This window comes from Sphingomonas sorbitolis (genome assembly GCF_036663875.1).
Lineage (GTDB): Bacteria > Pseudomonadota > Alphaproteobacteria > Sphingomonadales > Sphingomonadaceae > Sphingomonas.
In genome coordinates this window covers 404,702-428,915 of the sequence record NZ_JAXOJS010000003.1, presented here as the reverse complement: position 1 = coordinate 428,915, position 24,214 = coordinate 404,702, and the positions used below count along the sequence as shown (strand labels likewise).

Genomic DNA, 24,214 nt, shown 5'->3' with positions numbered 1-24,214 from the left:
TTTCGCTGGGATGACGACTAGGCCCGCAGCGCGTTAGCCGCACGAGCCTTGATCTCGATCTCGGCCATCGTCCCGCCGGTCACCCAACTCCCGCCCACGCAGAGCACTGGCTTGAACGCCAGCCACTCCGGCGCGCTCGCCTCGGTGATCCCGCCGGTCGGGCAGAAGCTGCACTGATAGAACGGCGCGGCCAGAGCCTTGAGCGCCTTCAACCCGCCATTCGCCTCGGCCGGGAAGAACTTGAAATGCGTCAGCCCCAGCTCGAGTCCGGTCATGATGTCCGCCGCATTGGCGATCCCCGGCAAGAACGGAATCCCGCTCTCGATGATCGGCGTGGCGAGGCGTTCGGTCAGCCCTGGCGAGACGATGAACTCCGCCCCCGCATCGCGGACCTGCGCGAACTGCTGCGTATTCACGACGGTGCCTGCGCCGACGATCGCGCCCGGCACCTTCTTCATCTCTGCGATCGCCTCCAGCGCGGCGCCGGTGCGCAACGTCACCTCGAGCACGCGCAGGCCGCCCGCGACCAGCGCCTCGGCGAGCGGACGGGCGAGCGCCGCGTCCTCGATCACCAGCACCGGGATGACGGCGCTGGTCTGCATGATATCTGCGATTGTGCGCGAGGGGGTTGCGGTCATTGTGTGTGTTCCTGTGCAAAGGCGGCCGCGGCGCCGAACAGGCCGGGCTGGGGATGGGTGATGAGCTTGACGGGCATCGCCGCCATCATGCCCTGGAAGCGGCCCTTGGCGACGAAGCGCTGGTCGAAGCCTGAGCGGATCAGCCGATCCTTGATCCGGAAGCCTAGGCCGCCCGCGATCACGACCGCCTTGGCGCCCTGTGCGAGCGCCAGATCGCCCGCGACCGCGCCGAGCGCGAGGCAGAACCGATCGAGCGCGGCGAGCGCGATCGAGTCGGTGCCGTCGATCGCTTCGGTCCAGATCGTCTTGTCGTCATGGCTGGGCACCGCGCGGCCTTCCAAAGCGGCAAGCGTCTCATAGATCGCGACGATGCCGGGCCCCGCGACGACGCGCTCGGCGGATACGCGTGTGAAGGTCTTGCGCAGGCGGCTCAGCAACGCATCCTCGATTCCGTCGAGTGGGGCGAAGTCCATGTGGCCACCCTCGGTCTCCAGGACTTGGTAGCCGTTCCTTCGCCGCAGCAACTGCGCGACGCCGAGCCCGGTACCGGGGCCGCAAATCGTGGTGATGCCCTCGGATGGCAGCGGCGTATCGGGACCACAAAGATGGATGAAGTCGCTGCTCGGCACCTGCGCGACGGCATGGCCGACCGCGCCGAAATCATTGACGACCACCCACTGGTCCGCCTTCAGGCGTTCGGTGATCAGCGACTTGCGGATGATCCACGGGTTGTTGGTCAGCCGGATGACGTCGTTCGCGACCGGCGATGCGACCGCGATCGCCAGCGCGCGGGGGAGGGGGCGACCGAGGCCAGCCTCGAACGCCTGGTACGCGGTCTGGAGCGACGCGTGGTCCGCGGTCTTCAGCGTCGCGGGCTCGCCGAGCGACACGACGCGACCGTTCTCGACCTCGGCGATCGCGAAGCGGGCGTGCGTTCCGCCAATATCTGCCGCTACGATTTCCATGTCATCCTCCGTCTATTATTATCGTCCCCCGTCATCCCAGCGAAAGCTGGGATCTCAGGCCGCATAGTCCGCCCCCGTGGCGCGAGGTCCCGGCTTTCGCCGGGATGACGGGGGTGTGGCTGAGGTGACGGCGGCGTTTGAGATGCGCTTTAGAGCCCAGCGCCCGCCAGCATCGCCGACGCGCCCTTCTCGGCCTCGTCGGCAAGCCCGCGGAACATCCCGAACAGCTCGCGGCCCATGCCGCTCACCGGTGGCGGTATCGCGACCATCTCTCGGGTTGCCCAGACGTCCGCATCAACCAAGGCTTCAAGCGTGCCATTCACAGCGTCCACCCGGATCATGTCGCCATCGCGGATCAACCCGATCGCGCCGTCGAGCAGCGCTTCGGGCGAGCAATGGATCGCGCACGGCACCTTGCCACTTGCCCCCGACATCCGCCCGTCGGTGACCAGAGCCACCTTGAACCCACGATTCTGCAAAACGCCCAACGGTGGCGTCAGCTTGTGCAGCTCCGGCATCCCGTTCGCGCGCGGCCCTTGGAAGCGGACGACGACAACGACGTCCTTCTCCAGCTCGCCCCGCTTGAACGCCTCGATCACGTCGAGCTGGTCGTCGAACACCATCGCAGGCGCCTCGACGATCCAGCGTTCGCGCTCGACCGCCGACACCTTGATGCACGCACGGCCGATATTGCCCGCGAGGATCCGCATCCCGCCATCCGGCGAGAACGGCGCCGTCGCAGGACGCAGGATCGTCTCGTCGCCGCTGTCCGGCGTATCGCGCCAGCCGAGCGTGTCGCCCTCGACCACCGCGGTCTTCGCGTAGGCCGACAGGTCCTCGCCACCGATCGTCATGATATCGCCGTGCAACAGCCCTTCGCCAAGCAACTCGCGGATCACGTAGGGCATGCCCCCGGCGGCCTCGAACGCGTTCACGTCCGCCGAGCCGTTGGGATACACCCGCGCAATCAGCGGAACCGCGCAGGACAGGCGGTCGAAATCTTCCCAGTCGATGATGATCCCTGCCGCGCGAGCGATCGCCGGAACGTGGAGCAAATGGTTGGTCGAGCCCCCCGTCGCGAGCAGGCCGACCGCGGCGTTCACGATCGCCTTCTCGTCGACGCAATGCCCGAGCGGTCGATACGAATCGCCGCGCGCGCCGATCTTCGCCAGCCTATGCACCGCCGCCCGCGTCAATTCCTGCCGCAGCTTGGTGCCCGGATTGACGAACGCCGCGCCGGGCATGTGGAGGCCCATGACCTCCATCATCATCTGGTTGGTGTTCGCGGTACCGTAGAAGGTGCACGTGCCCTTCGAATGATAGGCGCCGATCTCGGCCTCGAGCAGCTCGTCGCGCCCGACCAGCCCTTCCGCGAACTTCTCGCGAACTGCAGCCTTCGCTTTGTTCGGCAAGCCGGTCGGCATCGGCCCACCTGGGATCAGCACCATCGGCAGATGCCCGAAGCGCAGCGCACCCATCAGCAGGCCGGGGACGATCTTGTCGCAGATGCCGAGCAGCGCTGCGCCTTCGAACGTGCCGTGGGAGAGAGCGATCGCCGTGCTCAGCGCGATCGTGTCGCGGCTGAACAACGACAGCTCCATCCCCGGATAGCCCTGCGTCACGCCGTCGCACATCGCCGGCACGCCGCCCGCAACCTGCGCGGTCGCACCCGCTTCGCGCGCCCAGATCTTCATCAGCTCCGGGTAGCGATAATAGACGGCGTGCGCCGACAGCATGTCGTTGTACGCGGTGACGATGCCGATGTTCATGCCAGCATCGGCCTTCATCGCGTCGCGGTCTTCCTCGGTCCCGGCATAGGCGTGCGCAAGGTTCGCGCAGCCGAGGCCGGGACGCCGGACCTGCGCCGCCGCCTCGCGCTCGATCAGCGCGAGATAGGCGGCGCGGCTATCGCGCGAGCGCTCGATGATCCGGTCGGTCACCGCGGAGACGACGGCGTTGAGCATCGTCACGGCGCCCAGTGCACGTCGACCGGCAGCTCCACTTCGGCGAGCACGCGGCCGATCGGGTAGGACGACGACGGCCCCTGGTCGATCGCCTGCTCGAGCACCTTCTTCTTAGCGTCGCCGGTGATCATGATCATCAGCGCCTTCGACGATGCGATCGCCGCAGCCGACAACGTGACGCGCGCAAGCGGGGCTTCGGGTGGCAGCGGATCGGGCATCACGCCGAGCGCACGGCGTTCCTTGGGACCGCTCAATGCCTCGTCATAATCGGGGCCGGGGAAGATCGACGCGGTATGCCCGTCGCCGCCCATGCCGAGCAGGCAGAAGTCGAGCGGCCAATGCAGATCCTGCATCAGCGCATCCGCCGAGCGTCCGGCCGCCTTGTAGTCCGACATCGCCTCGGGAACGATCGGCTTCACGCGCGCGCCCTTGGGGAGGAAGATCTTGGCCAGCGCTGTCACGTTCGACAAGGGATCGCCGAGCTTCACGATTCGCTCGTCGCCGGGGATGATCGTGACCTTCTTCCAGTCGAGCTTCGCCTGGGCGAGCTTCTCATACGCGGCGAACGGCGTCTTGCCGCCCGCCAGCGCGATCACCGCCGAGCCGCGCGCGTCGAGCGCACTCTCGATGACGAACTGGATATCGCCCGCGACCGCGTTGGCGAGCTCGTCGGAATCCTCGTAATCCCACCATTCGATTTCGGTCATAAACTTCAACTCACTCAGAAAATTGCTGTCAAAAATGCCGTTCGTGCCGAGTAGGGATCGAGCGAAGTCGAGAGCCCTTATCGAGGTACAATGCCACACTCGGGTCGATCCCTCGATACGCCTTCTCGACTTCGCTCGAAGGCTACTCGGGACGAACGGAAGAAACCAAACTCAGTCGTCCTGCCAGGTCACGCCGTCGCGCTCGGTCAGCGCGATCGCGGCCGACGGACCCCAGCTGCCCGAGGCATAGCTCTTGGGCTTCATCGCGTTGGCCTTCCAGCCCTCGCGGATCGCGTCGATCCAGGTCCATTGCGCCTCGACTTCGTCACGGCGCACGAACAGCGTCTGGTCGCCCTCGATCAAGTCGAGCAGCAGGCGCTCATACGCGATCCGCCGACGCGAGCCCGCGAACTCGGCATCCATGCTGAGGTTCAGCGGGACTTCACGGAGGCGGACGCCGTCACGGTCGAGACCGGGCTCCTTCGCCATCACCAGCAGCTGGACATATTCCTCCGGCTGGAGACGGATGATCAGCATGTTGGGCTGCAACAGGCCACCGCGTCCGGCGAACATCGAATGCGGCACCGACTTGAACTGGATCGCGATCTCGCTGCGGCGCGCGGCCATCCGCTTGCCGGTGCGCAGATAGAACGGCACGCCGCGCCAGCGCCAATTGTCGACATGCGCCTTGATCGCGACGAACGTCTCGGTGTTCGACGCCTCGCCGAGTTCGTCGGAGTAGCTCTTGACGAACTTCCCCTTGACCGCGCCTTCGCCGTACTGGCCGGTGACGGTGACGTTGGGCACTTCCTCGGGCTTGATCAGGCGTAGCGAGCGGAAAACCTTCGATTTCTCGTCGCGGACGTCGGTGCCCTCGAAGCGCGCAGGCGGCTCCATCGCGATCAGCGCGAGCAGTTGCAGCATATGGTTCTGGACCATGTCGCGCAGCGCGCCGGCGCTCTCGTAATAGCCGGCGCGCTCCTCCAGCCCGACCGTCTCCGAGATCGTGATCTGGACGTTGTCGATCCCCTGCGCATTCCAGACCGGCTCGAAGAACGAGTTGCCGAAGCGCAGGGCCAGGATGTTCTGGACGGTTTCCTTGCCGAGATAATGATCGATCCGGTAGGTCCGGTCTTCCGGGAAGGCCTTCGCCACCGCGTCGTTGATCTCGCGGCTGGTGTCGAGGTCGTAGCCGAGCGGCTTCTCGAGTCCGACACGGACAGTCTCGCCCGCGAGGCCGACCTTGTGCAGCCCTTCGATCGCCGATTCGAACAGCGACGGCGCGGTCGAGAGGTAGATTGCGAGGCCGCCGGAGATGTCGCCGATCTTGTCCGCCAGCGGCTGGAACGCGGCGGGGTCCGACAGGTCGGTCGCCTGATAGAACAGCCGGTCGAGGAACGTCCCGATCGCGCTCTCGTCCTTGCGATCCTCGGGCAGGAACTCGTCGAGCGCCTTCTTCGCGAATTTCCGGTAATCCTTGTCGTCATGCTCGTGACGCGCAGCACCGGTGATCGTCAGTTCTTCGGGCAGCAGGCCATCGGCGTGCAGGCCATAGAGCGACGGCAAAAGCATGCGCTGCGCGAGATCGCCGGTCGCGCCGAACAGGAGCAGCTTGGCTACGGGATTACGGTGCATGGAAGCTCCTGGAACTAGCCGGTTTCTTTAGAAAACCAGGCCGGCGACCGGGTCGACCCCGGCCATGATGTTGAGGTTCTGGACCGCGGCGCCGCCGGCACCCTTGCCCAGATTGTCGAGCGTCGCGATCAGTCGCGCATGGCCGACCGCATCGTTGCCGCAGACCCTCAGCGTCAGCCGATCGGTCCCCGCATCCTCCTCGATATCGACCGCGCCGATATCGCCGGGGGCGACCGAGACGAGTTTCGAGCCATCGAACGCAGCGCGCAAGACGTCTTCGATCGAGGCCAGCGCCGGCCGGCCGGGCAGGGCGTGGAGATGCAACGGCACTTCGACGACCATCCCGCGATAGGTGTTGGCCACGGCTGGCGCGAAGATCGGCGCGTGCGCGAGGCCCGCATGCTGCGTCATCTCGGCGATATGCTTGTGCGCGAGGCCGAGTGCGTAGGCGCGGAACGCCGTCGCGGACTCACCATTCTCGAACGCGGCGATCATCGCCTTGCCGCCGCCCGAATAGCCCGAGGTCGCGTTGACGCTTAGCGGAAGATCGGCGGGAACGAGTCCGGCGCTGACCAAGGGCGCGACGAGCGCGAGGAAGCCGGTCGGATAGCAGCCGGGGTTCGACACGCGCATCGCGGTCGCGATCTTCTCCGCCTGACCCGGCAATTCGGGAAAGCCGTAGGTCCAGCCAGCGGCGACGCGGTGCGCGCTCGAGGCATCGATGACCCGGGTGCGATCATTGTCGATCAGCGTGACGGCTTCGCGCGACGCGTCGTCGGGCAGGCACAGGATCACGAAATCGGCATCGTTCAGCGCCTCGCGACGTGCCGCCGGATCCTTGCGCCGATCCTCGGGCAGCAGCGCCAGCGTGATGTCGGTCCGCCCGGCAAGCCGTTCGCGGATCTCGAGGCCGGTGGTGCCGACCGCGCCATCGATGAAGACCGTGGTCATGCCGCGTCCGTCGTCGAAAGATCGAGTGCTGCCGCCTCGACATAGCCGACCAGCCCGCTCGGGCGCGCAACGCCCCATGCGGAAACGCCGGCAATCTCCAGCACTTCGAAACTATCGCCGGGCTTGAGGTCGACCATCGTATCGCTCGCTTCGTCTCGTCCGCTGCGCAACAAAGCTGTGCGCGCGACGGGCCGTATCATCGGCACCGCATAGTGTGGAGCGAATACGTATTCGGCGAGGCGAATATCGGCGATATCGCGGCGAACGGCGTGCGTGCGCGGATCGAGGTCGACCGAACGGCCCGTCAGCGCGAAGCTGGTCCGGGCCTTGTCGTCGAACGGCTCAAGCGTGAGCGGCGTGGCCGTTGGAGCCGGCTGGGGCGGGGCCGTCGCCGATGAATTGCCCGAACTCTTCAAGAAAATCTGCCCCTTCGGTGGTGCGCGCGACGAAGATGTTACGCTTGTCGCTATCGTCGCGTTGCCGGCGCAGATAGCCGAGGGCACCCAATCTGTTCAAGGCGCGCGTGACGACGGGCTTCGATACGTTCAGCGCACGGGCAAGGCCGCGCACCGTATGCGGCCCCGGTTTGAGGTAGACGAGCAGTAGCAATGCCATCTGACGATTGGTCAGATCGGGTTCACCCGAGCGGACATAATCCACCAGAGCGGTCATCCAGGTCGATAAGGTATTGGCTGCCATTGATGCCACAGCGTTGATCCGCCATCTGAATTTATATGCACGATACCCAGTCATGAGCGTCATTACGGGATCACAACGCCCCCCGGACGTCATGTTTCCGTCGTTTTACGATTGGCTTGCGATATGCGGAGCCCGTGTTGCGGTTGATCGAAACCTCGGTGTCGCCTATGTGCTCGCCTTCGCAAAAGTTCCGGGGTTTTCCGCGCAATGTTCGCCTTTCTGCTCGTCATCCACGCGATCATCGCGGCCGCCCTCGTCACGGTGATCCTCATGCAGCGGTCGGAAGGCGGCGGTCTGGGTATGGGCGGTAGCCCGTCCGGCCTGATGTCGGCCCGCGGCGCAGCCGATTTCCTGACCCGCGCGACCGGCGTCCTCGCGACGATGTTCGTGCTGTTCTCGATCCTGCTGGCGGTCCTCGCAGCGAATCACCGCACCACCACGATCGACACGTCGCTCGCGCGCACCCCGGCGGCGGCAACCGCCGTCCCGACCGCGCAGCCCAAGGGTGACGCGGCACCGTTCGCCGGTGGCGCCGAGAATGCTGGCGTTCCGGCCGGCACGACGAAGCCCGCCGATAACGGCGCGGTCCCGCTAGCCAACTAAACACTCCATTCGCCGATAAAAGGCCCCTGCGTGATCCGCGGGGCTCTTGTCGTTCGTCCCCAACACACGCTACGAGACTCTTCCCATGGCTCGGTACATTTTCATCACCGGGGGCGTGGTTTCGTCGCTCGGTAAAGGTCTCATGGCGGCATCGCTTGCCGCTCTCCTCCAGGCGCGCGGGTATACCGTCAGGATTCGGAAGTTCGATCCGTATCTGAACGTCGATCCCGGCACGATGTCACCGTATCAGCACGGCGAGGTCTACGTCACCGACGACGGTGCCGAGACCGATCTCGACCTCGGCCATTACGAGCGCTTCACCGGCGTTCCCTCGCGCCAGTCGGACAACGTTACTTCGGGCCGCATCTACCAACAGATCATCACCCGCGAACGTCGCGGCGATTATCTCGGTGCGACCGTGCAGGTGATCCCGCACGTCACCGACGCGATCAAGGCGTTCGCCCGCGCCGAGACCGACGGCATCGACTTCATCCTCTGCGAGATCGGCGGCACCGTCGGCGATATCGAATCGCTCCCCTTCATCGAGGCGATTCGCCAGCTCAAGAACGAGGAAGGCCGCGGCAACGCGATCAGCATCCACGTGACGCTGGTCCCGTACATCGCCGCCGCCGGCGAGCTGAAGACCAAGCCGACGCAGCATTCGGTTCGCGAACTCGCGGCGCTCGGCGTCCAGCCCGACGTGCTCGTCTGCCGCTGCGAACATCCGCTGCCGCCGTCGGAGCGCGCCAAGATCGCGCTGTTCTGCAACGTCCCCGCGAGCGCGGTCATCCCCGCGCTCGACGCGAAGAGCATCTACGCGGTGCCGCTTCAGTATCACGGCGAAGGCCTCGACATTGAAGTGCTCCGCGCGTTCGGGATCGAACCCGCCGAGGCACCCGACCTGTCGCGCTGGACCGAGATCATGGACCGCCTGACGAATCCGCAAGGTGAGGTCACGATCGGCGTGGTCGGCAAATATGTCGGCCTCCAGGACGCGTACAAGTCGCTCAACGAAGCGCTGGTCCACGGCGGCATCGCGAATCGCGTGAAGGTCAACGTCCGCTGGATCGACGCCGAACTGTTCGAGAATGCCGAGAGCGACATCGCCGGCCAACTCGAGCCGTGCGACGCGATCCTCGTCCCCGGCGCGTTCGGCGAGCGTGGTGCCGAGGGCAAGATCGCCTCGGTCAAGTTCGCGCGCGAGCGGAAAATTCCGTATTTCGGGATCTGCTTCGGCATGCAGATGGCCTGCGTCGAGGGCGCGCGCGATCTTGCCGGCATCGCCAATGCGTCGTCGACCGAGTTCGGTCCGACCGACGAGCCGGTGGTCGGCATGATCACCGAATGGATGGGCCGCGAAGGCCTCGAAACCCGCGCGGCGGAAGGTGATATGGGCGGCACGATGCGGCTCGGCGCGTACGACGCGAAGCTCACCGGCAACAGCGTCGTGGCGTCGATCTACGGCGGCACCGAGATCTCGGAGCGCCATCGTCACCGCTACGAGGTCAACACCGGCTACAAGGAAGCGTTGGAGCAGGGCGGACTCGTCTTCTCGGGCATGTCCCCGGACGGCACGCTGCCCGAGATCGTCGAACGCCCCGACCACCCCTGGTTCGTCGGCGTCCAGTTCCACCCAGAATTGAAGAGCAAGCCCTTCGACCCGCACCCGCTGTTCGCCAGCTTCATCGAAGCTGCGGTCAAGCAGAGCCGGTTGGTCTGAATCATATCTCCCTCTCCGAAGGGAGAGGGGAATTGTCGCTCTCATCGAGATACCTGCCATCGCCTCCTTGTTCTCCCGCGAAGGCGGGAGCCCAGGCTGGATCCCCGCCCTCGCGGGGAAACAGGGCGGCGCGTGCCGTTCGCGGTTGCTGGCCATCATACGCTTGAGCTCTTCGTCCTTACCAACGCGCGCCACGAAGCCGCGCTTTCTCCGCTCCAAGACAAGCTCGCATTGAATATCCCCTGAATTACTAGACTTTGCGCGGCGAGGTTCAGGGGAAAACATTCATGTCGCTTACGCTTGCGCTGTTGCTTGCCGGTCAGGCCGCTATCGTATCACCGCCGCCAGTCGCGCCGCCAACGCCTGCTGGCGCGCAGGCTGACCCGCAGGCCAACGGCCGCCTCGGCAATCAGCAACAGGGGGGCGGCGATATCGTCGTCACCGCGCGCCGTCGTGCCGAGACCATCCAGACCGTCCCGATCGCGATGTCCGTCATCGGTGGAACCGCGCTCGCCGAAACCGGCGCGTACAACGTCAGCCGCCTGACGCAGCTCCAGCCGACGCTGCAATTCTACTCGACCAACCCGCGCAATTCCGCCGCCAACATCCGCGGCCTCGGCGCACCGTTCGGCCTGACCAACGACGGCATCGAACAGGGCGTCGGCATCTATGTCGACCAGGTCTATTACAGCCGCATCGCCTCGGCGACGTTCGACTTCACCGATACCGAGCGGATCGAAGTCCTCCGCGGCCCCCAGGGCACGCTCTACGGCAAGAACACCACCGCCGGCGCGATCAACATCACGACGCGTAAGCCCAGCTTCACGCCTGAGGCGCGGATCGAACTGACCACCGGCAATTACCAGTTCATCCAGGCCAAGGCATCGGTGTCCGGCCCCCTGATCCCCGACAAGCTCGCGATTCGGCTGTCGGCTTCGGTGACCGAACGCGACGGCACGATCAACAACGTCGCGACCGGCAAGAATCTGAACGCGCAGGATAACAAGAGCGTCCGCGGACAGCTTTATTGGAAGCCGACCGATACGCTCGATCTGGCCTTGTCGGGCGACTACGGTCAGCAGAACCCGAATTGCTGCGTGCAATATTATGCCCGCACCGGGGCGACGCAGCGGCCGCTCAACCGCCAATATGCCGCACTTGCCGCCGCGCAGGGCTATGTCGTGCCGTCCACCAACGCGTTCGACCGGGTGACCGATGTCGATACGCCGTTGCGTGCGAAGCAGGAGCTGGGCGGAGTATCGCTGCTCGGCAATCTGGATCTCGGCGCGTCGACGATCACCTCGGTTAGCGCATGGCGGTTCTGGAACTGGGATCCGTCGAACGATCGCGACTTCATCGGCCTGCCGATCACCACCGTCTCCGCCAATCCGTCGCAGCAGACCCAATACAGCCAGGAACTGCGGATCGCCTCGAACGGCAAGCACACGCTCGATTACGTGCTCGGCGCGTTCTATTTTTACCAGACGATCGATACCCAAGGGCTTCAGGTGCAGGGCCCGGCGGCAAGTGCGTTCCTGCTCAACCCGACGAGCGCGGGCGGCAAGAACCCGGCGACGCTGAACGGGCTGACCTCACGCAACACGATCGGCTTCACCAACACCAGCGCTGCGCTGTTCGGGAAGCTCACCTGGAACGTCAGCGACCGGTTCCAGATCGCGCCGGGCCTGCGTTTGAACTACGACAAGAAGAAGGGCGACTATGTCTCGGTCGTCACCAACGGCACGGGCACGGCGCTGACCGCGGATCAGCGCGGCGTGCTCGCGCCGCAAAGCTATCAGCCCGATTTCGACAACTGGAACCTGTCGGGCGACATCACGGCGGCCTACACCGTGACGTCTGACATCCACGCCTATGCGACCTATGCGCGCAGCTACAAGTCGGGCGGCATCAACCTGTCGGGCTTGCCGCTAGACGGCAGCAACAACCCGATCCTGTCGGCCGCTACGGTGAAGCCCGAAAAGGTGAACCACTTCGAATTGGGGCTCAAGACCCAGTTCCTGGACCGCCGAGTCACCCTGAACCTCGCGGGGTTCTGGACCGAAATCAGCGATTACCAGGCGACCGTTACCAACGGCCAGCTCGGCGTACTGCGCGGCTATCTCGCCAATGCCGGCAAGGTTCGGACTCGCGGTCTCGAATTCGACTCGGCGTTCCGTCCCACCGACCGGTTCAGTTTCTACGCGAACGGCGCGTATACCGACGCGAAATACGTGAAGTTCGTCGATGCGCCGTGCCCGCCCGAACTGTCCGGTGGCACCACCGCGACCGCCGGCCAGACGCCGAGCGCACCCGGTACGGCCGGCGGGATCAGCCCGCAGAATTGCGATATCTCCGGCCAGCGCCTGCCCGGCGTATCGAAATGGGCGTTCTCGTATGGGGCGGAATACGACCTGCCGGCGACGCTCGGTGATCTCGATGGCCAGGTGTATCTCGGTTATGACGGCAGCTACCGGTCGACCTTCTCGTCCAATCCGTCGCGCTCGGCCTATACCGACATCAACGGCTACGCGCTCAGCAACTTCCGCCTCGGGTTCAAGGCAAAGGACAGCTGGAACGTGTTCGGCTGGCTCCGCAACGCGTTCGACGAGAAGTATTACGAGGTGCTTGCGCTCCAGTCGGGCAGCACGGGCCTGGTCGTCGGCCAACCCGGCGATCCGCGCACCTATGGCCTGACCGTCTCGCGATCGTTCTGATCGTTACGTCCAGGTCGTCAGCCCCTGATCGTCACCCTCTGAACGTCACCCTCTGAACGTCACCTCCTGATCGTCACCCCGATCGTCACTGCGCGTTCAGGTTTGACGTCTTATACGGCGGGATACGGCCCGGAGAGACATCGCAGTCGGAAGCTCCCGATGTCTCTCCGGTTCGGAGCAATCGACGTCCCCAAGCTGCACCGATGCGTCCGACGCCATCCCCTTGCGCGCAGCCCCTGCGAAGCGCAGTCTGTTGATCCAAAGCAATAGGCTCAGGCTAATCGAGCCGGACTAACGAGGGTGGCGGCATGTTCTTCGTACGACAGGGGCCCTTGTGGTTTCGGCTGACCACGGGCGCCCTCGTCGTCTGGGGGCTCGTTGGTTGTTTCATGTGTCTGCAACAGGTGCGACTCGGCGCTGATGCGATGGGGAGGGCGAGTGCCTATGACCGGGCGCTCTACGCGGCGTTGCCCAACTGGTACGATCCGCTGTTCGCCGTCGCGGTGCTGGCCGGGCTGATCGGCGCCGTGCTGTTGTTCATGCGCCGTGCCAGTGCCCGCCCGTTCCTGATCGCATCGCTCGGCGCTACGATCGTGCAGTTCGGCTGGCTGTTCGCCTCGACCGACATCGTCGCGCAAAAGGGTGCCAGCGAGACGCTCGGTTTTCCCTTCGTGATTATCGGTATTGCCGCATTCACGCTCTGGCTCGTCGGCCATGCGCGGCACAAGGGTTGGGCGGTTTGAACCGGGTAAGGCTGCGAAGACTGGGCGAGTCCAGGGTCGCACGCTAGAACGCGCGCATGTCCACGACCTACACCCTCGACACCGCGACGAGTCGCGCGAACCCGACGCCGGCCCCGCTCAAGCGCCTGACGATCCCCGCGATCCGTCGGCAGAAGGGCAAGACGCCGCTCGTCATGCTCACCGCGTACACGGTTCGCACGGCACAGCTGCTCGATCCGCACTGCGACATGCTGCTGGTCGGCGACAGCCTGGGGCAGGTGATCTACGGCCTGCCCTCGACCGTACCCGTCACGCTTGAGATGATGGCGGCGCACGGCGCAGCGGTGGTGCGCGGCAGCTATCACGCGGTCGTCGTCATCGACATGCCGTTCGGCAGCTATGAGGCGTCGCCCGAAAAGGCGTTCGAGAGCGCAGCGTGGTTGCTCAAACAGACCGGCGCGGCGGCGGTGAAGCTTGAGGGCGGCACCGCGATGGCGCCGACCGTCAAATTTCTCACCGAGCGTGGCATCCCCGTGGTCGGCCATGTCGGCCTCACCCCGCAGGCGGTCAACGTGCTCGGCGGCTACGGCGCGCGCGGTCGCACGCCCGAGGAAGCCGCCAAGATCGTCGCCGACGCGCAGAGCATCGCCGACGCGGGCGCGTTCTCGCTGGTGATCGAAGGCGTGGTCGAGCCGATAGCGATCGAGATTACCAACACCGTTGCCTGCCCGACGATCGGGATCGGCGCATCGGCGCAGTGCGACGGCCAGGTGCTGGTGACGGAGGATATGCTCGGCATGTTCGACCGTACCGCCAAGTTCGTGAAGCGCTTCGCCGATGTCGCCGATACGATCTCGACCGCCGCGCAGACCTATGCCGAGGACGTCCGCGGCCGCGTATTCCCAGGGCCCGAGCAGGTCTACGCCCCCAAGGATTGATCCGCTTCCGTTTCGGTCCCGGCGCGGCTAAGGTCCGCGCCGTCCATCCCCCAAATATTCCGGAGCTGTCCTTGGCCCTCCCGCCGAAAACCGATGAAGCATTTTTGCGCGAGGTCGACGAAGAACTCCGACGCGACCAACTCGCCGGATTCTGGACGACGTGGGGCAAATGGGTCGCGATCGGCGTCGTCGCCGCGCTCGCCGCGTTTGCTGGCTTCCTCTACTGGCAGCATCACAATGGCGAGGCTGCCGGCGTCGAGGGTGAGCAACTCCAGGCTGCGTACGATTCGCTCGGTGCGAACAACGCCGCCGCTGCGTCGAAGCCGCTCGCGGAACTCGCCAAGTCGAACCGCGATGGCTACCGCGCGCTCGCGCTGTTCACGCAGGCCGACGTGCTGCTCCAGAAGGACGACCTGAAGGGCGCCGCCGCCAAGCTCGGCACGATCGCCGCGGACACGTCGCTGGCCAAGCCTTTCCGCGATCTGGCTCTCGTTCGCCAGACCTCGGCCGAGTTCGATACGTTGAAGCCGCAGGTCGTCGTCGAGCGTCTCCGTCCGCTCGCCGTCCCCGGTGGTCCGTGGCTGGGCAGTGCCGGCGAGATGGTCGCGATCGCGTATCTCCGCATGAACCAGCGCCAGCAGGCAGGCACGCTGTTCGGCCAGATCGCGCGCGATACCGGCGTCCCCGAGACAATTCGTCAACGTGCGGTTCAGATGGCCGGCGTACTGGGCGTGGATGCTGTTGCCACTGGAGCTACGGCCAGGGTGATCACTCCGGCTGCATCAAACGAGGATACCAAGGCGCAATGATGAAGACATATCGGGTGACGGTCGCCGTCGCCGCGCTGGTGGCGCTCAGCGGTTGCGGGATCTTCAAGGGTAGCGTCAAGAAGACGCCGACGCTCGGCGACCGCGTCTCGATCCTCGTCTCGGAAAACGAGGTCGAGACCGACAAGACGATCGCCGATGTCCAGGTCCTGCTGCCCGCGCCCGCGGTCAACGACGCCTGGGCGCAGCCCGGCGGCAACCCCGCCAAGTCGATGGGCCAGCTTGCGCTCGCCGATCAGCCCAAGCGCCTCTGGCAGTCCGGAATCGACGGCGGATCGAACCGCGAGCGTCTCGGCGCGGCACCGGTCGTGGCCGACGGCAAGCTGTTCGTCACCGACGTCACTGCGACGATCCACGCGTTCACCGCCGATACCGGCGCGGCACTGTGGAGCGCGGGGATCACCGAGGGCAAGATCAACCGCTCGGCACGGTTCGGCGGCGGCGTCAGCTATGACGACGGCAAGCTCTACGCGACCGACGGCGTGGGTGACGTCGTTGCTATGAACGCGGCCGATGGCGCGATCCTGTGGCGCGCCAAGCCCGGTGCGCCGCTACGTGGTTCGCCGACCGTCGCCAACGGCGCGGTGTACGTCCTGACGCAGGACAACCAGGTCTTCTCGCTCAATCAGGCCGACGGCAAGGTTCAGTGGGTCCAGTCGGGCACGCTCGAAACGCAGGGCGTGTTCGGCGTCGCGGCGCCCGCGGTCAGCCAGGGCACCGTGGTAGCCGGCTTCTCGAGCGGCGAGCTCAGCGCCTATCGCTACGAGAATGGTCGTATCCTGTGGCAGGACGCGCTGTCGCGCACCTCGGTCACGACATCGGTGTCGAGCCTGTCGGACATCGACGCCGCACCGGTGATCGACGGCGGCCGCGTCTATGCGGTCGGGCAGGGTGGCCGCATGGTCGCGCTCGAACTGTCGACCGGCCAGCGCCTGTGGGAGCAGAACTTCGCGGGCATCTCGACGCCGTGGATCGCGGGCGAGTGGCTGTTCGTGGTCACTGACGATGCGCGCCTGGTCTGCCTGTCGCGCTCGAACGGCAAGGCGCGCTGGATCGCGCAGCTGAAGCGCTTCCAGAACGAGAAGAAGCGCAGCAACGCGATCACGTGGTTCGGCCCGATCCTGGCAGGCAACCGCCTGGTCCTCACCAACTCGCGCGGCGAGATTAACTTCGTCTCGCCGACCGATGGTACGGTAAGCTCGACGATCGAGACGAAAACGCCGTTCTCGCTGCCCCCGATCGTCGCGAACTCGACGCTCTACACGCTCGACCAGAAGGGCAAGGTCACCGCGTATAGGTGACGCCGAGTCCCTCTCCCCGGCGGGGAGAGGGACTAGGTGACCTTTGCCGCGACACGCGCTAAGGCCCCCCTCATGTCCAAACTCCCCGTGGTCGCGATCGTCGGCCGCCCAAATGTCGGCAAGTCGACTCTGTTCAACCGCCTCGTCGGCAAGAAGCTCGCGCTGGTCGACGACCGGCCCGGCGTCACACGCGATCGCCGCGAAGGCGATGCGTCGCTGATCGGCCTCGAATTCCGCATCATCGACACCGCCGGCTACGAAGACCACGACGCGCAGACGCTGCCTGGCCGGATGCGCCAGCAGACCGAAGCCGCGGTCGCGCAAGCCGATGTCGCGCTGTTCCTGTTCGACGCCCGCGCCGGGATCGTACCCTTGGACGAAGAAATCGCGCGCTGGCTGCGTACCGCCGACGTCCCCGTCCTCCTCGTCGCCAACAAGGCCGAGGGCCGCGCCGGCGAAGATGGCATTCTCGAATCGCTCGCACTGGGCTTCGGCGACCCGGCCCAGCTGTCGGCCGAGCACGGCGAAGGCATGGGCGACCTGTTCGAAGGCCTGCTCCCGCTGCTCGAAGGCAAGGAAGAGCCGCCCGAGGAGCAGCCCGACAACGAGTATGAAGGCCCGCTGAAGCTCGCGATCGTCGGCCGCCCGAACGCGGGCAAGTCGACGCTCGTCAACCGCATCCTCGGCGAAGACCGCATGATCACCGGCCCGGAAGCCGGCATCACGCGCGATTCGATCAGCGTCGACTACGACTGGCACCCGACCGGTGGCGAAGCGCGCAAAGTCCGCCTGATCGACACCGCGGGCATGCGCAAGCGTGCCAAGGTGCAGGACAAGCTCGAGAAGATGTCGGTCGAGGACGCGCTCCATGCGGTCGACTTCGCCGAGGTCGTCGTGCTGCTGCTTGACGCCACGCTGGGCCTCGAGGCGCAGGATCTCCGCATCGCCGACAAGGTGCTGCAGGAGGGCCGTGCGCTCGTCATCGCGCTCAACAAATGGGATATCGCCGAGAGCGCCTCGTCGCTGTTCAATGGCGTCAAGCGCGCGCTCGAGGACGGCCTGAGCCAGGTCAAGGGCGTCACCGTGATGACCGTCTCGGGCGCGACCGGCAAGGGCATCGACCAGTTGCTCCAGGCCTGTTTCGACACCCGCGATGCGTGGTCGAAGCGCGTCGGCACCGGCGAACTCAACCGCTGGTTCGAACGCGCGATCGAGGCGACTCCGCCACCGGCCCCAGGTGGCAAGCGGATCAAGATGCGCTACGTCACGCAGGTCAAGACGCGTCCGCCCAGCTTCGTCATCTTCGGCACGCGCGTCGATCAGCTACCCGCGAGCTACGAACGCTATCTGGTCAATTCGATGCGCAAGGATCTTGGCTTCGGCGCGGTGCCTGTCCGATTGATGTTCCGTGCGCCGAAGAACCCGTATGACGACAACGGCAAGGGCGGCGGCGGCAACTAGGCTGCGCGATGTCCGGCGTGGTTCGTATCGATGCCAGGGGCATGCGCTGCCCCTGGCCGGCGCTGCGGCTCGCCCGCGCGTTGCGTGATGGTGCGCGGCGGGTCGAGGTCTTGGCGGACGATCCGCAAGCACCGACCGAACTCGCCGCCGTCGCCGACGCGGCCGGCGCGACGGTAAAGATCATTTTGGACGAATTTTACCGGACCTTTGTCGTAACTTGTCGGTAGTATGACAACAGTGTGTTTACCTGAAACGGGTAAGATACGATTTAATCTTGATGGCGCTACTGCTCAACGGGAGAAGGCGACAGTGTCGTTCGAAGGAAGCACCTTGATCAACTGGCCGGCGTATTCGCAAGCCCGAAGTGAACTGGGTGCGGGATTTGTCCGTATCCTGGGCTATTTCCGCGAGGATGGCGTGAAGTCGGTTGCGGCGATCGAAGCGGCGATGCGCGCGTTGAATGCCGCGGCGATGGTGATCCCGGCGCACACGCTCAAGGGCGAAGCGCGACAGTTCGGTGCTGAGCCGCTGGCGGATCTCGCCGAGGCGATCGAGACGATCGCACGCGATTGCGTGGAGCTGCAGGATACGCCTGAGGAGGCGCTGGAGCATATTGTTCGCCTGCGCCCGCTGTTTGGCGAAACGCTGACGTTGCTGGAGCGCGAAGCCAATCCGATCGTCGCGCGCAAGCCTGTTGTAGGTGGCGGGTTCGGTCGTCGTGCGATCCCAACGGGGTTCGGCGGAGACTAAAAGAAATTAATCCTCCCCCGCCAGGGGGAGGTGGCTGGCGCTTGCCAGACGGAGGGGGAGGCAGGCGAAACCGCTGCTCCGTGTCCTCCCCCTCCGTCGCCTAAGGCGCCACCTCCCCCTGGCGGGGGAGGATGAAATCCTGCAGGCGATACCGGATCACCGGCATCGACCGCAGCTCACGCCTTCAGATAAGGCGCCGCGCCCGCCTTGGGCGAGTCATGCTCCGAGATCGAGTTCAGCTGGATGTAGTTGTGGATCCCCATCCGCGCGATCATCTCGAACTGGCGCTCAAGCGTGTCGACATGCTCTTCCTCGCTGGCGAGGATGCGCGCGAACAGGTCGCGGCTGATGTAATCCTTGACCTCTTCGCAGTACGAGATCGCACCCTTGAGCTGGACGGTAGCCTCGACTTCGAGCGCGAGATCCGACTTCAGGACCTCCTCGACGGTCTCGCCGATACGGAGGCGGCCGAGCAGCTGGAAGTTCGGCAGGCCATCGAGAAACAGGATGCGCTCCGACAGCCAGTCGGCGTGCTTCATCTCGTCGATCGATTCCATCCGCTCATACTGGGCGAGCTTGTAGACGCCCCAATGCTCGAGCATCCGGTAATGGAGCCAATATTGGTTGACCGCGGTTAGCTCGTTCTTGAGCGCCTCGTTCAGATAGTCGATTACTTGGGGGTCGCCGCGCATGGCCATATCTCCGTCACCTCTGACGGACATGTAGCGCTGGCCGTACCGCAACCGCAACCCAAGAAATGGCGGATTTCTGCGGTTTCTTAGCTGTTGCGACGCTTATGCAGCGGCGCGCTCCTCGTCGATAATCGCTCGCGCTATCGAGGTGCACTGGCCACATTTGGGTTTCCGACCCATCGAACGGAACGCTTGGCAGGGCGTCGTGCACCCGCCGCGTGCGCAGTTGCGGACATCGGATTCTCGTATGGCATTGCAAACGCAGACGACCATGGGAACTCCCTAGCTGTAAGCACGGGATACGGATAATGCGAACCACTCGCAAGCTGTTTTGCGTCTTATTCGCAACTACTCCGATCGGTTCGTCGTGAACGCCGAACCGCGCATCGGCTGCCACGCGAATCGCGACAGGCTGCGCCATAGCCATTCGAGCGGACCATAGCGGAAGCGATCGAGCCACGGTTTTGACCATAGGAGCATCAGCAGGCAGATTGGTACGACTACGAGATAGAGCTGGGCTCGCGACAATGTGCCGTACAGCCCGAAGCCGTACCCGTAGAACAACGTGGTGCAGAGGACGGTCGTGCCGAGATAGTTGGAGAATGCCATTCGACCTGCCGCCGCGACTTGGGTCGTGAGCCAGCCGCCGGGCCGTGCGAGTAGGAGGATTGCCGCAGCGTACCCCATGATCGTCGGTGGCCGAAGCGGGGTTGCGAGCGCGAGCCACGACAGCGCGACATAGCGCGCATCGAACCCGTGACCGATGTCGAACGCCGCGATGGCCGCATAGCAAATCCAGCCAAGTCCGATCCCGACGACCGCAATCACGGTGTAGCGTCGCCGCGACCATTCCCCCGTCAGGAACCCCGATCGCAGCCCCGCCATGCCGAACAGCATGAAGCCTAGCGTTTCTGGCCCAGTGGCGGTGAGGGACGTGATCGGTCCAGCGGCGTGCGTCCAGCGCCACGCGACCAGATCGCGCCATCCGCCACGACCGATGGCGAGTTCGCGGGTGACGGAGGCGGGGGAGGGCTGGCCGAATTGATCCGCCAACAGCTGCCAGTTCGTGATGACTCGCGCCGTCGCGCCGGGCCGGTGCGCGGCGCCGTGGAGGTCGAACGTGTAGGCGACGAGCGTCGTCAGCTCGACCGTCTGGAACGCGATGCAGGCGAGTCCGACCCCGATCAGCCAGCGCACCGGCAACCGCGAGAACATGTACGCGATCGCGCCGACCAGTGCGTAGTGGGCTAGGATGTCGCCCCACCAGAGCAGGTACAGATGCGCGACGCCGAACACGAACAGCCATGCCATGCGGCGCAGGTGGACGGTCGCCGGGTCTTCGCCATTCGCCTCCGCCCGGTCGATGACCAGCAGCATCGACGCGCCGAACAGGAACGAGAACAACCCGCGCATCTTGCCGTCGATGACGATGAAGGTCGTGGTCCAGGCGATCAGGTCTGGCGTATTCGGCGCGCCCATCGAGGCGGGGGTCATGTAGGCGAATTCGGGGAAGCCGAATGCGGCGATGTTTGAGGCGAGGATGCCCATGACGGCGACGCCACGGATGAGGTCGAGCGTGGCGATTCTGGTGGGGGCGGAGGTCATGCGGGCAGAGTGAAGTATAGGAAGTGCAGACGCTGGCGCAGCGTTTCGTGGGAGCGTCGATGCGCTTGGGGTGAGGCAATCTTAACGGCGGGCTTGCTGGTGACCGCGACGCCGTGGACGAGGTCGAGCGTGGCGGTTCTGGCGGGGGCAGAGGGCTTGCGGGAAAAGTGAAGTATAGGAAGTGTACACGCTCGTGCAGCATTTCCGTGAGGCCGTCGTACACGCTGGAAGACGGCATGATCGCGCTCGGCGCCGCTGCGGTAGTGGCGGCCTCGGCTGGGCCGGCCCGACACAGGTGGTGCTTGGTCTACGCTCGAATCCGGTCGATGCGTCTTGGTAGCGCTGTAGGCGTGGAATGCTTCGATCATCGTCCGACGCTGGCATATCGCAGTTGTGTAGGACAGTCTGTCTTGACGGGCATCTAGGCGTCAGATGCCTCGCGGCTTGGTGCGTCGGCCACCCAGCATGTCATCTGCTTGACTTGTCGTCCCTGCACAATACCCCGCCGTATCTCGCCTGTTGTCCTCTTCGGCTGTCGCCCCCTGAAGCCGATCCGCCCCGGCACCCCAGCGAACGCTGGGGTATCCCCGTTGGCTAGCGCTGTGGTCTGACGAGGGAGATCCCAGCTTTCGCTGGGATGACGGAGAGGGGGAGGTGGTCATACCTGACGTGAGCTCGCTCGGACGACAACTCTCCGCTCCTTGTTCTCCCGCGAAGGCGGGAGCCCAGACTGGATCCCCGCCTTCGCGGGGAAACATTCTGTGGTTCGTATTCTTGCCTCATCCAGAAGGGCGACCACCCCGGCGAAGGCCGGGGCCCAATTGGGGGACAATCATGGCTGCGGGCATCGCTTCGTTACTGCGGCCATCCCAATTGGGCCCCGGCCTCCGCCGGGGTGGTTGCTTTGCCTTACTTTGCGTTGGGGAGGAGCGGGGCGGGGGCGATCTAGCAAACGGCAGGCCACCGCGGCCGAACCCATCACGCCAAAGCCGCGTCGACCCCCATCAGCTTCGGGAAGAATCCCTCGTGCGCCGTGCGCAGCGTGTCGAGCGCAATGACGTCGTCACGGTCGGGGCGTTCGAAGATCAGGCGCTTGCCACCGGTGCGACCCAGGGGCTCTGCCTCGACGTCGGCAGCGTGGGCGGCGCCGAGGAAGTCGAGCAGCGAATGGTCGTCGACGGTGACGATGTAGACGCCCTGGTCCTCCGCGAAGAACGAGCGCGCGCAGTCGAAGGGCTGCTTGCGGTCGATCATCGCGCCGATCCCGCCGGCCAGTGCCATCTCCGCGAGCGTCACCGCGATGCCCCCGTCGGAGACGTCGTGGACCGCGGTCAGCTGGCCCAGCGCGATCGCTTCGCGGATTAGGTCGCCGACGCGGCGCTCGGCGGCGAGATCGACCGGCGGCGGCGGGCCGGCGTCGAGTTGTTCGCGGCCGTGGCATTCGCGCAGCCAGAGCGACTGGCCGAGATGGCCGCCGCGCGTGCCGACCGCGAGGATGATGTCGCCCGAGCCCTTGAACGCGATCGTCGCATTCTTCTGCCAGTCGGCCAGCAAGCCGATCGCGCCGATCGCCGGGGTCGGCAGGATCGCGGAGCCACCGCCGGTCGCCTTCGATTCATTGTAAAGCGAGACGTTGCCCGACACGATCGGGAAGTCGAGCGCGATACAGGCGTCGCTCATGCCTTCGAGGCAACCGACGATCTGGCCCATGATCTCGGGGCGCTGCGGGTTGGCGAAGTTGAGGCAGTTGGTCACCGCCAAGGGCAGCGCGCCGACCGCGGTCAGGTTGCGCCAGGCTTCGGCGACCGCCTGCTTGCCGCCCTCGACCGGGTCGGCGAAACAGTAACGCGGCGTGCAGTCGGTGGTCATCGCCAGCGCCTTCTGCGTGCCGTGGACGCGGACGACCGCGGCGTCGCCACCGGGGCGCTGCACGGTGTCGGCGCCGACCATGTGGTCGTATTGCTCCCAGATCCAGCGGCGCGAGGCAACGTCCGGCGAGCCCATCAGCGTGAGCAGGTCGGCGGCGATGTCGCTGCTGTGCGGCGCGTTGGCGAGCGGTGCGGGCTTCGGCGTCGGGACGTGCGGGCGATCGTACAGCGGCGCTTCGTCGGCGAGCGGCCCGAGCGGGATGTCGCAGACGGTCTCGCCCTTGAATGTCAGGACCATGCGGCCGGTGTCGGTGACGCGGCCGATGACCGCGAAATCGAGCTCCCATTTCTTGAAGATCGCCTCGGCCTCGGCCTCGCGGCCGGGCTTGAGGACCATCAGCATGCGCTCCTGCGATTCCGAGAGCATCATCTCGTACGGGGTCATGCCGGTCTCGCGCTGCGGCACGTCGTCCATCGTCAGCTCGATGCCGACGCCGCCCTTCGACGCCATTTCCACGGCCGAAGACGTGAGGCCGGCGGCGCCCATGTCCTGGATCGCGACGATGACGTCGGTCGCCATGAGTTCGAGGCAGGCCTCGATCAGCAGCTTCTCGGTGAACGGATCGCCGACCTGGACGGTCGGGCGCTTGGCGTCCGAATCCTCGCCGAAATCCGCCGAGGCCATCGTCGCGCCGTGAATGCCGTCGCGACCGGTCTTGCTGCCGACATAGACGATCGGATTGCCGATGCCGCTGGCGGCCGAATAGAAGATCTTGTCCTGGTCGGCGATCCCGACGGTCATCGCGTTGACGAGGATGTTGCCGTCATACGCCGAGTGGAAGTTCACCTCGCCGCCGACGGTCGGGACGCCGACGCAATTGCCGTAGCCGCCGATGCCGTGGACGACGCCCGAGATCAGGTGGCGCATCTTGGGATGATCGGGGCGGCCGAACCGGAGTGCGTTGAGGTTGGCGATCGGCCGCGCGCCCATCGTGAAGACGTCGCGCAGGATGCCGCCGACGCCGGTCGCCGCGCCCTGATAGGGCTCGATATAGGACGGGTGGTTGTGGCTCTCCATCTTGAAGATCGCCGCCTGGTTGTCGCCGATATCGACGACGCCGGCGTTCTCGCCCGGGCCGCAGATGACGCGGGGGCCCTTGGTGGGCAGCTTCATCAGGTGGATCTTGCTGGATTTGTAGCTGCAATGCTCGGACCACATGACCGAAAAGATGCCGAGCTCGACCATGTTCGGCTCGCGGCCGATGGCGCGCAGGACGCGCTCATATTCTTCGGGGGACAGGCCGTGGTCGGCGACGATCTGCGGTGTGATCTCGGTCATGGGGCGCAGATAGCGGCGCGGACGGTCCGCGTCACCCTTTGTACGTCAGATTCATATGGCGGTGTCGCGCAAGGGGGTGTCGGGGGTGTGTCGGGCGGAGGTCGGAGGTTTCGGC

The 24,214-nt window shown here is 65.5% G+C and carries 22 protein-coding genes; 10 read left to right on the top strand and 12 right to left on the bottom strand.

What is annotated here, in order from left to right; translation table 11 throughout:
- Window positions 1-17: 17 nt before the first annotated feature.
- The 8 genes from eda to U1763_RS11300 form a co-directional block, all read right to left on the bottom strand.
- Window positions 18-638, bottom strand: coding sequence for a bifunctional 4-hydroxy-2-oxoglutarate aldolase/2-dehydro-3-deoxy-phosphogluconate aldolase (gene eda, locus U1763_RS11335; RefSeq protein ID WP_332755290.1), 621 nt, complete (start codon window positions 636-638; stop codon window positions 18-20).
- On the bottom strand, window positions 635-1,603 hold the full coding sequence (gene glk / locus U1763_RS11330; RefSeq protein WP_332755289.1) for a glucokinase: 969 nt from the start codon (window positions 1,601-1,603) through the stop codon (window positions 635-637). The genes eda and glk overlap by 4 nt, the downstream gene beginning before the upstream one ends.
- Before the next feature lie 149 nt (window positions 1,604-1,752).
- A complete protein-coding gene (edd, locus tag U1763_RS11325; RefSeq protein ID WP_332755288.1) occupies window positions 1,753-3,567 on the bottom strand; it encodes a phosphogluconate dehydratase in 1,815 nt (604 codons plus the stop codon).
- 2 nt (window positions 3,568-3,569) lie between these two features.
- Entirely contained in the window at window positions 3,570-4,274 is a 705-nt protein-coding gene (pgl, locus tag U1763_RS11320; RefSeq protein WP_332755287.1) for a 6-phosphogluconolactonase, read from the bottom strand.
- Between the two features lie 171 nt (window positions 4,275-4,445).
- The gene (zwf, locus tag U1763_RS11315; protein WP_332755286.1) at window positions 4,446-5,909 is read right to left on the bottom strand and encodes a glucose-6-phosphate dehydrogenase; all 1,464 of its coding nucleotides are present in this window, start codon (window positions 5,907-5,909) and stop codon (window positions 4,446-4,448) included.
- A gap of 27 nt (window positions 5,910-5,936) precedes the next feature.
- Complete coding sequence (gene argC / locus U1763_RS11310; protein ID WP_332755285.1) at window positions 5,937-6,860, bottom strand: N-acetyl-gamma-glutamyl-phosphate reductase; 924 nt, start codon at window positions 6,858-6,860, stop codon at window positions 5,937-5,939.
- Entirely contained in the window at window positions 6,857-7,276 is a 420-nt protein-coding gene (locus tag U1763_RS11305; protein WP_332755284.1) for an SH3 domain-containing protein, read from the bottom strand. The genes argC and U1763_RS11305 overlap by 4 nt, the downstream gene beginning before the upstream one ends.
- Complete coding sequence (locus U1763_RS11300; RefSeq protein ID WP_132897785.1) at window positions 7,203-7,532, bottom strand: MarR family transcriptional regulator; 330 nt, start codon at window positions 7,530-7,532, stop codon at window positions 7,203-7,205. The genes U1763_RS11305 and U1763_RS11300 overlap by 74 nt, the downstream gene beginning before the upstream one ends.
- Before the next feature lie 234 nt (window positions 7,533-7,766).
- On the opposite strand from U1763_RS11300, the gene secG reads away from it, so the two are divergent.
- The 10 genes from secG to U1763_RS11250 all read left to right on the top strand — a co-directional run bounded on the left by secG (window position 7,767) and on the right by U1763_RS11250 (window position 18,595).
- Complete coding sequence (gene secG, locus U1763_RS11295; protein WP_056050855.1) at window positions 7,767-8,162, top strand: preprotein translocase subunit SecG; 396 nt, start codon at window positions 7,767-7,769, stop codon at window positions 8,160-8,162.
- Window positions 8,163-8,247: 85 nt separating this feature from the next.
- The gene (pyrG, locus tag U1763_RS11290) at window positions 8,248-9,882 is read left to right on the top strand and encodes a CTP synthase (protein WP_332755283.1); all 1,635 of its coding nucleotides are present in this window, start codon (window positions 8,248-8,250) and stop codon (window positions 9,880-9,882) included.
- Between the two features lie 287 nt (window positions 9,883-10,169).
- Window positions 10,170-12,596: a TonB-dependent receptor gene (locus U1763_RS11285; RefSeq protein WP_332755282.1), complete on the top strand. Its 2,427-nt coding sequence runs from the start codon at window positions 10,170-10,172 to the stop codon at window positions 12,594-12,596.
- Window positions 12,597-12,904: 308 nt separating this feature from the next.
- Window positions 12,905-13,339 carry a hypothetical protein gene (locus U1763_RS11280; protein WP_332755281.1) on the top strand — a complete coding sequence of 145 codons (435 nt, stop codon included), beginning with the start codon at window positions 12,905-12,907 and terminating at the stop codon, window positions 13,337-13,339.
- A 56-nt stretch (window positions 13,340-13,395) separates the two neighbouring features.
- Entirely contained in the window at window positions 13,396-14,256 is an 861-nt protein-coding gene (panB, locus tag U1763_RS11275) for a 3-methyl-2-oxobutanoate hydroxymethyltransferase (protein ID WP_132739115.1), read from the top strand.
- Window positions 14,257-14,327: 71 nt separating this feature from the next.
- On the top strand, window positions 14,328-15,065 hold the full coding sequence (locus U1763_RS11270; RefSeq protein ID WP_132897688.1) for a tetratricopeptide repeat protein: 738 nt from the start codon (window positions 14,328-14,330) through the stop codon (window positions 15,063-15,065).
- Window positions 15,062-16,384 (top strand): outer membrane protein assembly factor BamB family protein, encoded by a 1,323-nt coding sequence (locus tag U1763_RS11265; protein WP_132739109.1) that lies wholly within the window; start codon window positions 15,062-15,064, stop codon window positions 16,382-16,384. The genes U1763_RS11270 and U1763_RS11265 overlap by 4 nt, the downstream gene beginning before the upstream one ends.
- A 72-nt stretch (window positions 16,385-16,456) precedes the next feature.
- The gene (der, locus tag U1763_RS11260; RefSeq protein WP_332755280.1) at window positions 16,457-17,845 is read left to right on the top strand and encodes a ribosome biogenesis GTPase Der; all 1,389 of its coding nucleotides are present in this window, start codon (window positions 16,457-16,459) and stop codon (window positions 17,843-17,845) included.
- Window positions 17,846-17,853: 8 nt separating this feature from the next.
- Window positions 17,854-18,072: a sulfurtransferase TusA family protein gene (locus tag U1763_RS11255; RefSeq protein ID WP_332755279.1), complete on the top strand. Its 219-nt coding sequence runs from the start codon at window positions 17,854-17,856 to the stop codon at window positions 18,070-18,072.
- 103 nt (window positions 18,073-18,175) lie between these two features.
- Window positions 18,176-18,595: an Hpt domain-containing protein gene (locus U1763_RS11250; RefSeq protein ID WP_243643343.1), complete on the top strand. Its 420-nt coding sequence runs from the start codon at window positions 18,176-18,178 to the stop codon at window positions 18,593-18,595.
- A 176-nt stretch (window positions 18,596-18,771) separates the two neighbouring features.
- On the opposite strand, the gene bfr is transcribed toward U1763_RS11250, so the two are convergent.
- The 4 genes from bfr to purL form a co-directional block, all read right to left on the bottom strand.
- Entirely contained in the window at window positions 18,772-19,287 is a 516-nt protein-coding gene (gene bfr / locus U1763_RS11245; protein WP_132897691.1) for a bacterioferritin, read from the bottom strand.
- Between the two features lie 102 nt (window positions 19,288-19,389).
- Window positions 19,390-19,560, bottom strand: coding sequence for a (2Fe-2S)-binding protein (locus U1763_RS11240; RefSeq protein WP_082441433.1), 171 nt, complete (start codon window positions 19,558-19,560; stop codon window positions 19,390-19,392).
- 75 nt (window positions 19,561-19,635) lie between these two features.
- A complete protein-coding gene (locus U1763_RS11235; protein WP_332755278.1) occupies window positions 19,636-20,892 on the bottom strand; it encodes a DUF418 domain-containing protein in 1,257 nt (418 codons plus the stop codon).
- A 978-nt stretch (window positions 20,893-21,870) separates the two neighbouring features.
- Complete coding sequence (gene purL / locus U1763_RS11230) at window positions 21,871-24,099, bottom strand: phosphoribosylformylglycinamidine synthase subunit PurL (RefSeq protein ID WP_093399272.1); 2,229 nt, start codon at window positions 24,097-24,099, stop codon at window positions 21,871-21,873.
- Window positions 24,100-24,214: the final 115 nt, after the last annotated feature.

Bases quoted from the DNA above. Each gene is read 5' to 3' on its own strand.
- eda (WP_332755290.1), bottom strand. From the start codon at position 638: ATGACCGCAACCCCCTCGCGCACAATCGCAGATATCATGCAGACCAGC.
- glk (WP_332755289.1), bottom strand. From the start codon at position 1,603: ATGGAAATCGTAGCGGCAGATATTGGCGGAACGCACGCCCGCTTCGCG.
- edd (WP_332755288.1), bottom strand. From the start codon at position 3,567: ATGCTCAACGCCGTCGTCTCCGCGGTGACCGACCGGATCATCGAGCGC.
- pgl (WP_332755287.1), bottom strand. From the start codon at position 4,274: ATGACCGAAATCGAATGGTGGGATTACGAGGATTCCGACGAGCTCGCC.
- zwf (WP_332755286.1), bottom strand. From the start codon at position 5,909: ATGCACCGTAATCCCGTAGCCAAGCTGCTCCTGTTCGGCGCGACCGGC.
- argC (WP_332755285.1), bottom strand. From the start codon at position 6,860: ATGACCACGGTCTTCATCGATGGCGCGGTCGGCACCACCGGCCTCGAG.
- U1763_RS11300 (WP_132897785.1), bottom strand. From the start codon at position 7,532: ATGACCGCTCTGGTGGATTATGTCCGCTCGGGTGAACCCGATCTGACC.
- secG (WP_056050855.1), top strand. From the start codon at position 7,767: ATGTTCGCCTTTCTGCTCGTCATCCACGCGATCATCGCGGCCGCCCTC.
- pyrG (WP_332755283.1), top strand. From the start codon at position 8,248: ATGGCTCGGTACATTTTCATCACCGGGGGCGTGGTTTCGTCGCTCGGT.
- U1763_RS11285 (WP_332755282.1), top strand. From the start codon at position 10,170: ATGTCGCTTACGCTTGCGCTGTTGCTTGCCGGTCAGGCCGCTATCGTA.
- U1763_RS11280 (WP_332755281.1), top strand. From the start codon at position 12,905: ATGTTCTTCGTACGACAGGGGCCCTTGTGGTTTCGGCTGACCACGGGC.
- panB (WP_132739115.1), top strand. From the start codon at position 13,396: ATGTCCACGACCTACACCCTCGACACCGCGACGAGTCGCGCGAACCCG.
- U1763_RS11265 (WP_132739109.1), top strand. From the start codon at position 15,062: ATGATGAAGACATATCGGGTGACGGTCGCCGTCGCCGCGCTGGTGGCG.
- der (WP_332755280.1), top strand. From the start codon at position 16,457: ATGTCCAAACTCCCCGTGGTCGCGATCGTCGGCCGCCCAAATGTCGGC.
- U1763_RS11255 (WP_332755279.1), top strand. From the start codon at position 17,854: ATGTCCGGCGTGGTTCGTATCGATGCCAGGGGCATGCGCTGCCCCTGG.
- bfr (WP_132897691.1), bottom strand. From the start codon at position 19,287: ATGCGCGGCGACCCCCAAGTAATCGACTATCTGAACGAGGCGCTCAAG.
- U1763_RS11240 (WP_082441433.1), bottom strand. From the start codon at position 19,560: ATGGTCGTCTGCGTTTGCAATGCCATACGAGAATCCGATGTCCGCAAC.
- U1763_RS11235 (WP_332755278.1), bottom strand. From the start codon at position 20,892: ATGACCTCCGCCCCCACCAGAATCGCCACGCTCGACCTCATCCGTGGC.
- purL (WP_093399272.1), bottom strand. From the start codon at position 24,099: ATGACCGAGATCACACCGCAGATCGTCGCCGACCACGGCCTGTCCCCC.